The organism is Caulobacter sp. 1776 (assembly GCF_040545685.1).
GTDB lineage: Bacteria > Pseudomonadota > Alphaproteobacteria > Caulobacterales > Caulobacteraceae > Caulobacter.
The window spans coordinates 123943-137012 of record NZ_JBEPMI010000004.1; the positions used below are offsets into that span (position 1 = coordinate 123943).

Genomic DNA, 13070 nt, shown 5'->3' on the forward strand with positions numbered 1-13070 from the left:
TTCCCTCCCCACGGCATGTTGGCTGCCGTTTCAGGGTTAGAGTCGAGGGCGGCGAAACACCTCAGGGCTTTTCGGGAAAAATTACGGCGTCACCAATCCAAGGCCCGGGCCCGGCGCGCGGCGCGCCAGGCCGAGCGCCTCGGCCGACGCGATGAAGGCGCCCGGGTCGGTGGCGGGAAGCACCGCGCTCATGCGGCGTCCGGCGATTTCGGGCGCCACCACGATCGGCTGGGGCGAGTAGCGGTTGAGCTCGGCGGCGATCACGCCCAGCGGCGTGTCGTCGAAGACCAGGCGTCCGGACACCCATCCCTCGGCGCTGCGGGTGTCGGTGCGGGTCAGATTCCAACCGCCGCCGCGGGCCACCAGCTGGTAGCCGGCGTTCATGTCGACCGAGGTCGCCGGCCCGATCGCCGCGCGATCCGAACGCACCCGCACCTTGCCCTCGGCCAACACTACCTTGAAGCTTTCCGGGCGCAGATCGACGTCGAACTGGGTGCCCAGCGCCGTCACGCTGTGCTCGCCAGCCCGCACCACGAAGGGGCGCGTGGGATCCTTGGCGACCTTGAAGAAGGCGCGTCCCCGGACCAGTTGCAGGCGGCGCTCCTGGCCCGGCGCCCAGGCGCGTAGCTCGGAATTGGTGTCGAGAACCGCCAGGCTGCCGTCCGGCAGGCTGACGCTCATCGTCTGCCCGATCCGCGTGGCGTAGGTCGTCGGCTGCGGCGCGGTCAATTTCAGCAGATAGCGGCCGCCCTGCCACGCGGCCGCGCCGCCCAGCGCCGCGACCGCGCAGGCGGCGATCGCGGCGGTCAGCCGGCGTCTCTTTCTCCAGCCCACGGCCGATCGCGCTTCCTCGCGCAGCCGCATCAGGCGCGGATCCCCTCTTAGCCCGTCCAGGCCGTCCCACAGCGCCGAGGCCTCGTCGAAAGCCGTCCGGTTCCCCGGGGCCGTTTCTAGCCAGGCCTGGAAGGCCGCTTCGTCCTCTGGCGGAAGCGGGCCGGCCCGGCGCCGCGCCAGCCACTCGGCGACCTCGGCCGCTCGCTCATGCAGCAGAGCGCTCATCGGTCCGACCTCGCGCGCGAAAACAACACCTTGAGGGCGGCCATCATGTGTTTCTCGACGGCGCTGACCGAGATCCCAAGCTCGCGCGCGATGCGCTGATAGGTCATTTCCTCGAAACGATGCAGCAGAAATACGTGCCGTGTCCGGGGCGACAAGCCATCCAGCACGGCCAGGACCCCTTCCACCCCCTCCTTGCCGATCAGCGAGCGCTCCGGGGTCAGATTATCGTGCAGTTCGGGCGGCTCGACCTCTCCGAAGCTCTCCCAGGGCGCCGCGCGGCGCCGCTGGCGGGACAGCACGCTGGACGCGACCACGAAGATGTAACGCTCCAGATCGACCACGGCCGCGGGATCCCGCAGGGTCAGGAGCCGGGTGAAGACCTCCTGCACGAGATCGTCCACCTGCCCCGCCGGCGCGCGTCGACGCAGATAGCGGCGCAAGCCCGGTTCATACCGGACCAGATCCAGCTGCGAGATCTCCAGTCGTGTCTTCAGCGGATCGGACGCCATGATTCACCGGCCTTGGGAGACTGCTCCGCAGGCTTAGAGTCCGGGAAGGTCGAACACCTCAGCGAGATCGGCAAGAAAGAGTTCGGACGCGAGCGGCCGCCAGGGCCCGAGGCGCTTTCGCCCCGCCTAAAGGCCCTCGCCCTTCCCCTCGTGGCGCAGTTTGGCGAGCAGACGACTGAACTCGGCCCGTTCAGCCGGCGTCAGGGCGGCGAAGGCCTCTTGATCATGCGCCAGCGTCGCCTCCTCGATCTGAACCCGCAGGGTTTCGCCGGCGGGCGTCAGGTGCAGGGCGTTAGTGCGGCGGTCGCGACCGGGGCGGCGTTCGATCGCGCCTAACGCCTCCAGTTCGTCGACGGCCTTCATCGTGCTGGCGCGGTTGATCCCCAGGGCCCGCCCGAGGGTGACCTGGTCGCAGCCGGCGTTGAGGGCGATGTAGACGATCGCCGTGGCGCGCGCCGGGGTCACGTTCAGGGGTGTCAGGCGGGCCGTCAGACCGGCCATGATCCGCACGTCCGTCGAGTGCAGTTGCAGCCCCAGCCGTTGTCCCAGAGCGCCGAAGGCGGCGGCTTCTTCCATTGTCCGCGAATCCTAACTAGCACGCCAAGGAAACTGTATCCCAACCGCCTTATAGCGTTTCTGACGAGACCTCCAGATGCTTCGCGCCGCCGCCTCGTCAGTCGGCGCGAATGGTCCACGCCGCGCCCAGCGGCGCGCCCGCGCTGGCCGCCGCCTCGAAGACCTTGGCGTTGCGGATGGCGGCCAGGGCGTGGTCGCGCATGATCCGCTCGGCGTTGTCGGCGTCACCGCGCGCGACGGCGTCCAGCACCGCCAGATGCTGGCGGTGAGCGGCCAGCAGGTGGTCGTACTCGGCCGCCAGGTCCGTCAGGTCCAGCGCCAAGGCCCCCGCGCCCGCGAACGGCTCGAAGCTGTTGCGCGCCAACGCCCCCTCCACCGCGCCGTTGCCGGCGGCGGCCACCAAGGTGTCGTGGAAGGCCTGGTTGTAGGCGGCGTAGCGATCGACGTCCTCGGCGGACAATCGTCCCGTCGCGAACAGCGCCTCGCCCTCGGCGATCAGGGCGGCGAACCGCGCGTGGGTCTCGGGCGTCAGGCCGCGCTCGGCCAGGCGCCGCGCCGCGAAGCCTTCCAGCACGCCGCGCACCTCGATGGCGTCGCGGATCTGGTCGCTGGACACGCCCCGCGCCGCATAGCCCCGCGCGCCCAGCCGCACGACCAGCCCTTCCCGTTCCAGGCTCCGCAGCGCCGTGCGCACGGGCATGCGCGAGACGCCCAGCGCCGCCGCCGTCGGGATCTCGGCGATCCGTTCGCCGCTCTTAATCTCGCCCGAGGCGATCATCTTGCGGAGGGCCATCATCACCCGCTGGCCCGGCTTCATGCGCGGCATGTCCATGGCGGGGACCCTAGCCGACCCGTCGAGACGCTCACAAGCCTTCTATTGGATCCAATCTTGACGCGGCCGCGATTGCAATGGAGATTGGATCCAATAGGTCGATAGACCAGTGCGAGGAAACGACGATGGGTCCCGAACCGACGACCAAGGCCGCGCCCTGGCCCCGCGACGCGTGGTACGTCGCCTGCACGCCCGACGAGATCGCCGACAAGCCGCTGGGCCGCCGCGTCTGCGGCGAGGCCATGGTGTTCCACCGCGGCAAGGACGGCCGGCCCGTCGCGCTCGAGGATTTCTGCCCGCACCGCGGCGCCCCGCTGTCGCTGGGCTTCGTCCGCGATGGCGAACTGGTCTGCGGCTATCACGGCCTGACCATGGGCTGCGAAGGGCGGGCGACGTCGATGCCGGGCCAGCGCGTCGCCGCCTTCCCCGCCATCCGCGCCTTTCCGGTCTTGGAGCGTCACGGCTTCATCTGGGTCTGGCCCGGCGATCCGGCCCAGGCCGACCCGGCCAAGCTGCATCCGCTGTTCTGGGCCGACAGTCCCGACTGGGCCTATGGCGGCGGGCTCTACCACATCGCCTGCGACTACCGGCTGATGGTCGACAACCTGATGGACCTGACCCACGAGACCTATGTCCACGCCACCAGCATCGGCCAGAAGGAGATCGATGAAGCCCCGGTGACCACCCGGCTGGACGGCGAGGAGGTCGTGACCAGCCGGTTCATGGAAGGCATCCACGCGCCGCCGTTCTGGCGCATGGCGCTGCGCGGCGCGGGCCTGCCCGAGGACGCCTTGGTGGACCGCTGGCAGATCTGCCGTTTCTCCCTGCCCAGCCATGTGATGATCGAGGTCGGCGTCGCCCTGGCCGGCCACGGTGGCTATCACGCTCCGCTCGACAAGAAGGTTTCCAGCGTCGTGGTCGACTTCATCACGCCCGAGACCGAGACCTCGCACTGGTACTTCTGGGGCATGGCGCGCAGCTTCGCGGTCGGCGATCCGGCCCTGACCGACACCATCCGCGCGGGCCAGGGCAAGATCTTCTCCGAGGACCTGGAGATGCTGGAGCGGCAGCAGAAGAACCTGCTGGCGCATCCCGACCGCAAGCTCCTGAAGCTGAACATCGACGCCGGCGGCGTGCGCTCGCGCATGGCCATCGACAAGGCGATCGCCGCCGAGACCGGCTTGGTGACGGTCGCCGGATGATCAAGGTCCGGGTGGCGTCCCGCGCCCAGGCCGCCCAGGACATCGTGCGGCTCGACCTCGTCTGCCCCGAAGGCCGCGACCTGCCGGCCTTCGACGCCGGCGCGCATGTCGATCTGTTCCTGCGCAACGGCCTGACGCGGCAATATTCGCTGTGCAACGACCCGGCCGATCGCGGCCATTATCGGATCGCCGTCCTGCGCGAGCCGAGCTCGCGCGGCGGCTCGACCTATGTCCACGAGAGGCTGATCGAAGGCGCGATGCTGGACATCAGCCTCCCCCGCAACCTGTTCGCGCTGGACGAGACGGCGCGCGAGCACCTGCTGTTCGCCGGCGGCGTCGGCGTCACGCCCATCCTGGCCATGGCCCGGCGGCTGCACGCCCTGGGGAGTCCTTTCCGCTTCCACTATTGCGCCCGGGACCGTTCGCGGGCGGCGTTTCTGGACGAGCTGGCGGCCGCGCCGTTCGCCGACGCGGTGCGGCTGTCGTTCGACGCCGAGCCGGAAACCCGGCTGGACCTCGACATTGCCCTGGCTGATCCCGCGCCCGGCCGTCGCCTCTATGTCTGTGGTCCCGGCGGGTTCATGAGCCACGTCATCGACGGCGCCCTGGCGCGCGGCTGGGCGCCGGACCAGATCCGCAAGGAGCATTTCGCCGCCGCGCCGGCGCCCGAGGGTGAGAACCGGCCCTTCGAACTAGTCATCGCCAGCACCGGCCAGGTCGTGGCCGTCGCCGCCGACCAGACCGCCGCCCAGGCGCTGGAGGCCGCAGGCGTCTTCGTGCCGGTCTCCTGCGAGCAGGGCGTCTGCGGCACCTGCCTGACCCGCGTGACGGAGGGGCAGCCCGACCATCGCGACGCCTTCCAGACCGACGCCGAAAAGGCCGCTAACGACCAGTTCACCCCCTGCTGCTCGCGCGCCCGCACGCCGCGCCTGGTGGTGGATCTCTGACAAAAGAAAAGCCCGGCGCGAGGTCCGCGCCGGGCTGAAGTGTTTCGGAACCCCGAAGGGTCAGCCCATCCGCACCACCGGCTTGATCACCCGCCCGGCCTCGCCGTCGACCACGGCCTGGTTGATCTCCGCCAACGGATAGAACCGGATCAGGCGGTCGAACGGGAAGCGCCCGGCCCGGTGCAGGGCGATCAGCTCCGGGATGAACACGTCGGGGTCGGCGTCGCCCTCGACCACGCCGCGCACCACCTTGCCGCCGCTCATCACCGACACCGCGTCCAGCGCCAGCTCGTCGCCCATCCTGGACGCGCCGACCAGGCCGCAGACGCCGCGCGCGCCCAGGCAATCGACGGCCTGGCGCATCACCTTGAGGTTGGCGGTCGTGTCGATCGAGAAGTGCGCGCCGGTTCCGGTGATCGCCTGGATCTTCTCCAGCACCCCGCCCTCGGCGCCGTTCAGGGCGTGGTCGGCGCCGAGCTCCAGCGCCAGAGCCAGGCGGTCGGGATTGATGTCGACGGCGATGATCGGACCCGCGCCCATGGCCTTGGCCGCGAGCACCGCCGACAGGCCCACCGCGCCGGCGCCGAACACCGCCAGCGAGCGGCCGGCGGAAACCTTCAGGGCGTTCATCACCGCCCCGGCGCCCGTCATCACCCCGCAGCCGAGCGGCCCCAGGATCTCCAGCGGCGCGGCCTTGTCGACCTTCACCGCATTGCGCTCGTGGCACAGGGCGTGGGTGGCGAACGAGGATTGGCCGAAGATGTTGGCGTGGATGGCCTCCCCGCTCCTCGACAGGCCCGACGAGCCGTCCTCGCGCGCGCCCATGAAGTTGCGCGGGAAGAACTCGTGGCAATAGGTCGGCGCGTGGTCGGCGCACGACGGACACCGGCCGCAGGAGTTGAAGGTCATGACCACGTGGTCGCCCGGCGCGACCTTGGTCACGCCGGGTCCGACCCGCTCGACGACCCCCGCCCCCTCGTGGCCCAGAACCACGGGCTGAGGCGTGGGCAGGTGCTGGTCGCGCATCACCATGTCGGTGTGGCAGACGCCGGTGGCGACCACGCGGACCAGGATTTCGCCCGCCCGCGGCGCCTCGACGTCGAGCGTCTCGAGACTGAAGGGCCCGGCCGGGCTGCGCGTGACGGCGGCGGTGATCTGCATGCGGAACAATTCCTAAAACGGATAAGACGTGGCGGCGGCCTTGACCGTCTCCCACCGCCAGGTGGTGAACTCGTCCAGATTGGCCGGTCCGCTGATGCGGGTTCCGTTGCCGGAGGCCTTCATGCCGCCGAACGGCGAGTGCGGCCCGGCGTCGACCGTCTGATCGTTGACATGCAGGTGCCCCACCTCGAGCGCGCTCCCAAGGCTCATTCCGCGTCCCACCGAGCCGGTGATGATCCCCGCCGCCAGGCCGTAGGGGCCATGGTTGGCCAGGCGCGCGGCCTCGTCCAGGTCGTCGAAGACGGTCACCGCCGCCACGGGGCCGAAGATCTCCTCCTCGAACGCCCGCATGCCCGGCGTCACGCCGGCCAGCACGGTCGGCGCGTAGAACAGGCCGTCGTGAGTTCCACCGGCGACCAGTCGCGCTCCAGCCGCCACCGTGTCGGAGACGATCGCATGAACGCGGTCCAGCTGGCTTCGGCTGATCAGCGGACCCAGGGCCACGTCGCCTCGCATCGGATCGCCGACCGGCAGGCGCGCCGCCTTGGCGGCCAGGCGCTCGACCACCGCGTCGTGGACGCCGCGCTGGACCAGCAGCCGCCCGGCGGTCATGCAGATCTGCCCCTGGTGCAGCCAGGCGCCCCAGGCCGCGTTCGAGGCCGCGACGTCCGGATCGGCGTCGTCGAGAATGATCAGCGGGTTCTTGCCGCCCAGCTCCAGCGCCACCTTCTTCAGATGCGCGCCCGCCACCTCGCCGACCTTGCGGCCCGCGCCGGTGGAGCCGGTGAAGGCGACCATGGCGATGTTAGGATCGCGGCACAGGGCGTCGCCGGCCTCGGCGTCGCCGGGCAGGACGTGCAGCAGACCCTCGGGCAGGCCAGCCGCCTCGAACACCCGGGCGATCAGGAAGCCGCCGCTGATCGGCGTCCGCGGATCGGGCTTCAGCACCACCGCGTTGCCGGTCGCCAAGGCGGGCGCGACCGCGCGGATCGACAGCACCAGCGGGAAGTTGAACGGCGAGATCACCGCCACCACGCCCAGGGGGACGCGGCGGGCGATGCTGGTCTTGCCCGGGGAGGCGGGCAAGACCAGCCCGGCGGCCTCGGTCGCCATCGCGCCGGCCTGCCGCACGAAGCCGGCGGCATGCTCCAGTTCGACGGCGGCCTTGCCCCCGACCGAGCCGCTCTCGCGCATGATCCACGTCGCCAGTTCGTCGGCGCGATCGATCAGCAGGTCGGCGGCGCGGAGCAGGATCCGTTGGCGCGCGTCGGCGGTCACCGCCGCCCAGGCCGGTTGCGCCGCCCTGGCCGAGGCGGCGGCGCGGGCGACGTCTGAGCGGTCGGCGCGCCCCACCTTGGCCAGCACCGTCTCGGTGGCCGGCTCTAGCACCTCGATCACGCCGCCCTGGGGCGTTCGCCAACCGTTGGAGAACAGTCGCTCGTTCCACTGCGCGGCCGACAGCAGGGGCGTATCGATCAACACGCCGGGTCGCGGGCTCATGTCGTTCATGACGTCTTGCGCTCCAATTCACCGAGCCCCGGAGGGCGAAAGGGGCGAGCGACGCGGGCGCTCACCCCGCCTTCGTCAGAACGTCACGCCGAGGCGGACATAGGCTTCGCGCGGCCGGCTGTAGGTGCCGAAGATCGCGCCGGCGGCGATGTTCTCGTTGCCGGTCGTCAGGTAGCGCTTGTCGGTCAGGTTCGCGCCGCCGACGGTGACGCTCCAGGCGCCGCCGGGATCGGCGTAGGCCAGGCTGGCGTTGACCACCTGCACGGCCGGGCGCCTCAGCAGATAGGTGCGCTGGGCGTTGTTCCAGATGCTGGACGTGTAGGTCCAGTCGCCGATGGCCGTGATCGACCCGCCATTGGCCAGCTTGACCTCGTAGCGCGGGCTGAAGTTGATCTTCCACGTCGGCGTCTTGGGCAGCGGCGCCCCAGCGAAGGTGCCCGCCTGGAACGGATTGGGACCGCTGACCGCCTGCACCCCGGCCAAGACGGACGTGTATCGGGCGTGCAGATAGCCGACCGAGGCGTTGAGGGTCAGGCCTTCCAACGGCACGGCGACCGCCTCGAACTCGACGCCCTTGATCTTGGCGTCGCCGGCGTTGCGGATGGTTGGCGAAGTGCCCTGCTGGAAGTTTAGCTGGATGCCATCGTACTGGGTCTGGAACACCGAACCGTTCAGCTGCAGGCGCCGGTCCAGCAGCTTGGACTTGAAGCCCGCCTCCCAGGTGGTGGCCGTCTCCTCGCCGAACGGCTGGGCCAGCAGTTGCGGGTTGGTCAGGCGGGTCGTCCAGCCGCCGGTCTTGTAGCCCTTGGACCAGCTGACATAGGCCATCAGATCGTCGGCCGGGTGCAGCTGCACCCCGACCTTGGGCGAGAAGTTGCTGAACGTCTGGGCGTTGACGCCCGGCGCGTAGACCCGCACCGGATTGGCCGGATCGGGATAGCCAAGACCCGTCTGGCACGATATCGGAGCCAGTGGGAAGGGGCCGTTCGGCGTGATGTTGCCGTTGGCGTCGGAGCAACCGAAGAGCTTGTAGTTGAAGCCGTTCAGGTCCTGCTGGCCGCCCTCGAACCGCTTCTTTTCCTTGGTGTAACGACCGCCGATGGTGATCCCGATCAGATCGATCGGCCGCCAGTCGATCTGGCCGAAGGCCGCATAGTTCTTGGTCTGCAGCTGGTTGGGGCCGTCGACCTGCAACAAGCCCTCGTCGAAGGTGACGAAGTCGTGCAGCGAGCCCTTTTCCTTGAAGTAGTAGCCGCCGAGGACGTAGTTCAACTTCTTGTCGAACGCCGAGCCCAGGAGCTGCAGCTCTTGGCTGATCTGCCATTGCTTCATGTCGAAGCTCAGCTGGGCGATGTTCAGCGGCGAGCCATCGGCGTCGGTGCCGCTCTTCCACAGCAATTTGCGATAGGCGCTGATCGACTTCAGCGTCACGTCGTCGGTCAGGCTGTGCTCGACCGTCAGGCCCGCGCCCCAGTTGACCAGGTTCGAGAAGCTGTTGCCGGTGGCGTAGCTCTTGTCGATGTCCTTGGCGACGAAGCGGCCGTCATAGGGCAGCCGGTCGTTGTTCGGATCGGCGTCGACATTGACGCCCGCCAGCGAGGCGACGTGCAGGCCGGGGCTATACTGCGTGCCGCGCACGCCGCACAGGGCCTGAGCGTTGCGCGCCGCGATCTGGGCCGGGGTCGCGCCGATGCAGAAATTGTAGAGCCCGCCGAACAGGAAGCCGGTCGTCCCCGTCGGGTCGAAGGCCGTGCCCGGCAGGTTGGCCGAGCCCGCGAAATTGCCTGGCGTGCGCTCGGTCGTGCTGATCAGGGTGTTGGCCAGGCCGCCGCTGCTCTCGCGGGTGTAGTCGGCCGAAAAGACGAGCTTGGTCGCCTCGCCTTTCCACTTGAGCTTGCTGCGCAGGTTCCAGCTGTTCTCGCCGCCTTCCTCCGAGGCGGTGTCGAAGTCGGACGATGGAAAGGCCGTGTACGACGTCGTGTTGCGGGCGCGCGCGTCCGGATAGGGGATCCGCTCGACATAGCCCTCGCGGCTCTTGATCCCGAAGGTGATCGACGACGACAGCCCCTCGGTCAGCGGCAGGTCGGCGCTGCCGCGCGCCTGCATCAGGTTGAAGCTGCCGGCGGTGACGTCGCCCTTGAACTTGAACGCATCGCCCGGCTCGCGCGTGACGATCGAGATCGCGCCGCCGATGGTGTTGCGGCCAAACAGCGTGCCTTGCGGGCCTTTCAGGATCTCGATCCGCTCGACGTCCAGCAGGTCCTGGTTGGCGCCGACCGTGCGGGCCAGATAGACGCCGTCGACATAGATGCCGACACCTGGGTCGATATTGAAGGCGAAGTCGTCCGAGCCGATGCCGCGGACATAGGCCGACAGCACCGAGGGCGAGCCCGAAAAGGGCGTGCCGCCATCCAGGGTGACATTGGGGGCCAGGTTGGACAGCTGGGCGACGTTGCCCACCGCGCGTTCCTGCAGGGCGTTGGCCGTGAAGGCCGAGATGGCGATCGGCACGTCCTGGACGTTCTCGGCCCGCTTCTGGGCGGTGACGACCACCTCCTCGACGACCTGGCCGTGCGCGGCGCCGGCCGCCGCCAGGGCCAGCGCCGAGGCCGCCCCGAACACCTGATGTAACCAGAGCTTACGCCCCATGGCCCGAACCTCCCTTTTATGTCGTTGTCGACAGAGGAGCACGGGCGACGGCGTCAAACTTGGCCAGGCGCGAAGGGGACTTTCACGGATGCGAAGCCCAACGTCGATTTTTAGGGTCAGCTGGCCCTGAACTCGCGCGGCCCCACGCCGTAGAAGGCCTTGAAAGCACGGCTGAAATGCGAAAGGTCGTTGAAGCCCAGGCCGAACGACAGCTCGGTGATGTTGCAGGCCGCGCCATCCTCGCGCAGGGCCCGCGCCGCGCGCTCCAGCCGCTTGCGTCGGATATAGGCCAGAGGCGTGGTGGCCATGCCAGCGAACACCATCTGGACGTAGCGCGGCGACACGCCCAGCGCCCCGGCCACTCGGCCGACGCTGAGATCGGGATCGCAGAGGTTCTCGTTGATGAAGCGCTTGATCCGCACGCCCGCGCCTTGGCCCGGGTCGGAATCGCGGGCGGCCGGCGCCGCGCCGTCGCTTTCGCGCGCGACGGCGCTCAGGAGGCTGAGCGCGGCATCCTGCACCGGCTCGCCCACGGGCGCGACGCCGTGGCCGGCGTTGGTCCACAGCGTGCGGATGAACGACGTCAGCAAAGCGCCCGCCAGACCGTCCCCGGCCAGCCGCCGGCCGCACAGCGCCTCGGGATCGCTCACCCGGTCGGCCAAGCGCTCGGACGGGATCCGCAGCACCAGCATGCGGTTGGGGTCATCGAACCGGATCGTATAGGGGCGCGCCGGATCGCACAGCATCAGATCGCCCTCGTCCAACACGGCTTCGCGGCCGTCCTGCAGGTTCAGGCTGCGACCCACATCCTGAACGTGGAGCTTGAAATAGGGCCGCCGCGCCAGGGCCGAGCGGCCTCGCCGCACCACGGCGGCGCTAGACACGACCCGCGACAGGTCCATGCCGCCCAGGTCGCGGACGTCCATGCGGCCCTCGAACCCCTCGCGGTCGGCGTCGACCACCAGATTGTCGAAGGTCGAGGCGACCATCGCGTTCCACGCGTCGAGCCCGACGCCGGTCCGAGTCGCGCCGTCTTGTTCGTCGAGACTGGACGCCATCTGATCCTCCCTCAGGCTCGCCGGTCGCTCCCCCCAGAGACCGCCGGCGTTCAGCTTCTTGTCTCCTCGGCGAGCAGCCGCTCGCGCAGGATCGTCTTCTGGAGCTTGCCCGAGGCCGTGCGCGGCAATGCGGCGACCAGGGTCAGGGCCTTGGGCATCTTATAGCGCGCCAGCCGATTTTCGAGGTGGCTCAGGATCAGGGGCAGATCCAGGACGGCCCCGTCCCGACAGGTCACGACCAAGTGGCCGATCTCTCCCCAGCGCGGGTCGGGCATGCCGACCACCGCGCACTCGGCGATGGCCGGATGGTCGGAGAGCGCCGCCTCGATCTCGGCTGGATAGACGTTCTCGCCGCCGGAGATGAACATGTCCTTCTTGCGGTCGACCAGCCAGTGATAGCCCTCGGCGTCGGCGCGGGCGATGTCGCCGGTGCGAAACCAGCCGTCGGCGGTGAAGGCGCGCGCGGTCTCGTCGGCACGGCGCCAATAGCCCGTGAAGACATTGTCGCCCTTGAGCAGCAGCTCGCCGGCGACGCCGGGCGGGCAGTCGTTGTCCTGCTCGTCGACGATGCGGGTCGCGACCGAGGACATGGCCAGGCCCGCAGAGCCGGCCCGCGCATCAATCAGCGCCGGGTCGGCCGGCATGCCGAACACGGTCCCGGCTTCGCTCATGCCGTAGCCGTCGACCACCGGGATGCCGTCGGCCAGCCAGGCGCGGATGTCGGGGGCCGGATGCGGCGCGCCGCCGGTGAAGACGGCCGTCAGGCCTCGCAGCGACGCGGCGTCGAAGCTTGGATGGCGATGCAGCATGGCGGCCATTTGCGGCACGCAGAAATAATGGGTGACGCCCAGCGCCGGATCGCCCAGGCGGCTCAGCGTCCGGCCCGGCTCGAAGCCGTCGGAGACCAGGATGGTTCCGCCGTGCAGCAGGGCCGGACGGATCGAGGTGATCAGGCCGATGATGTGGAACATCGGCGCGTCGACTAGGAAGGCGCTTCGGTGCGTGACCTGGCCCAGCCGGCCGAAATTGATCGCTGTCTGGTCCAGGTTGCGCTCGGACAGCAGCACGCCCTTGGGCCGGCCCGAGGTGCCAGAAGTGTAGAGGATCAGCGACGGCCGCTCGCGGTCGGCCAATGTCGGCGCCGCGAGCTGGGCCGTGTCGATCTCGGCTTGCAGGACATCGAGGTCGAGGCCCTCCACGCCGAACGCGCCGAGCAGCGCGTCGCCGACGATCAGGGCCGGCTCGGCGTCCTCGACCAAGGCCGCGATCTCGGCCGGCGAGAGACGCCAGTTCAGCGGCACGAACATCGCCCCGACCCGGGCGCAGGCCAGATGCAGGACCGCCAGCAGGACTCTGTTCTTGGCCAGCACCGCCAGCCGATCGCCCTCGCCCACCCCGTGCCGCCGCAGCACGCTCGCCGCGCGGGCGATGTCGGCGTCGAGTTCGGCATAGGTCCAGCGACGGCCGTCGGCCAGCTCGACCGCCGCCAAGCCTCGCGGCTGGAGACGCGCCTGGAGGGCGACGTGGTCCATGGGGGTCATCGTGCTCGTCCCTCCCGTCGTCGTTTC

The 13070-nt window shown here is 69.6% G+C and carries 11 protein-coding genes; 2 read left to right on the forward strand and 9 right to left on the reverse strand.

Annotation, left to right across the window (positions count from 1 at the left end; translation table 11 throughout):
- Positions 1-81: 81 nt before the first annotated feature.
- The 4 genes from ABIC66_RS11850 to ABIC66_RS11865 form a co-directional block, all read right to left on the reverse strand.
- Positions 82-1059, reverse strand: a complete 978-nt coding sequence (locus ABIC66_RS11850; RefSeq protein WP_354070482.1) for a FecR family protein — start codon at positions 1057-1059, stop codon at positions 82-84.
- Positions 1056-1568 carry an RNA polymerase sigma factor gene (locus ABIC66_RS11855; protein ID WP_354070483.1) on the reverse strand — a complete coding sequence of 171 codons (513 nt, stop codon included), beginning with the start codon at positions 1566-1568 and terminating at the stop codon, positions 1056-1058. Before ABIC66_RS11855 ends, ABIC66_RS11850 begins: the two co-directional genes overlap by 4 nt.
- A gap of 126 nt (positions 1569-1694) precedes the next feature.
- A complete protein-coding gene (locus ABIC66_RS11860; protein ID WP_354070484.1) occupies positions 1695-2144 on the reverse strand; it encodes a MarR family winged helix-turn-helix transcriptional regulator in 450 nt (149 codons plus the stop codon).
- Between the two features lie 97 nt (positions 2145-2241).
- Complete coding sequence (locus tag ABIC66_RS11865; RefSeq protein ID WP_354070485.1) at positions 2242-2976, reverse strand: GntR family transcriptional regulator; 735 nt, start codon at positions 2974-2976, stop codon at positions 2242-2244.
- A gap of 125 nt (positions 2977-3101) precedes the next feature.
- Here ABIC66_RS11865 and ABIC66_RS11870 point away from each other — a divergent pair, with 125 nt between their 5' ends.
- Complete coding sequence (locus ABIC66_RS11870) at positions 3102-4178, forward strand: Rieske 2Fe-2S domain-containing protein (protein ID WP_354070486.1); 1077 nt, start codon at positions 3102-3104, stop codon at positions 4176-4178.
- Complete coding sequence (locus ABIC66_RS11875; protein ID WP_354070487.1) at positions 4175-5125, forward strand: PDR/VanB family oxidoreductase; 951 nt, start codon at positions 4175-4177, stop codon at positions 5123-5125. The genes ABIC66_RS11870 and ABIC66_RS11875 overlap by 4 nt, the downstream gene beginning before the upstream one ends.
- A 60-nt stretch (positions 5126-5185) precedes the next feature.
- Here ABIC66_RS11875 and ABIC66_RS11880 read toward each other — a convergent pair whose 3' ends face one another.
- The 5 genes from ABIC66_RS11880 to ABIC66_RS11900 form a co-directional block, all read right to left on the reverse strand.
- A complete protein-coding gene (locus tag ABIC66_RS11880; protein WP_354070488.1) occupies positions 5186-6286 on the reverse strand; it encodes an NAD(P)-dependent alcohol dehydrogenase in 1101 nt (366 codons plus the stop codon).
- 12 nt (positions 6287-6298) lie between these two features.
- Positions 6299-7762, reverse strand: a complete 1464-nt coding sequence (locus tag ABIC66_RS11885; protein WP_354070841.1) for a benzaldehyde dehydrogenase — start codon at positions 7760-7762, stop codon at positions 6299-6301.
- Positions 7763-7870: 108 nt separating this feature from the next.
- A complete protein-coding gene (locus ABIC66_RS11890) occupies positions 7871-10444 on the reverse strand; it encodes a TonB-dependent receptor (protein ID WP_354070489.1) in 2574 nt (857 codons plus the stop codon).
- A 116-nt stretch (positions 10445-10560) separates the two neighbouring features.
- Entirely contained in the window at positions 10561-11502 is a 942-nt protein-coding gene (locus tag ABIC66_RS11895) for an AraC-like ligand-binding domain-containing protein (protein WP_354070490.1), read from the reverse strand.
- 50 nt (positions 11503-11552) lie between these two features.
- Positions 11553-13043, reverse strand: a complete 1491-nt coding sequence (locus ABIC66_RS11900; protein WP_354070491.1) for an AMP-binding protein — start codon at positions 13041-13043, stop codon at positions 11553-11555.
- Positions 13044-13070 lie beyond the last annotated feature (27 nt).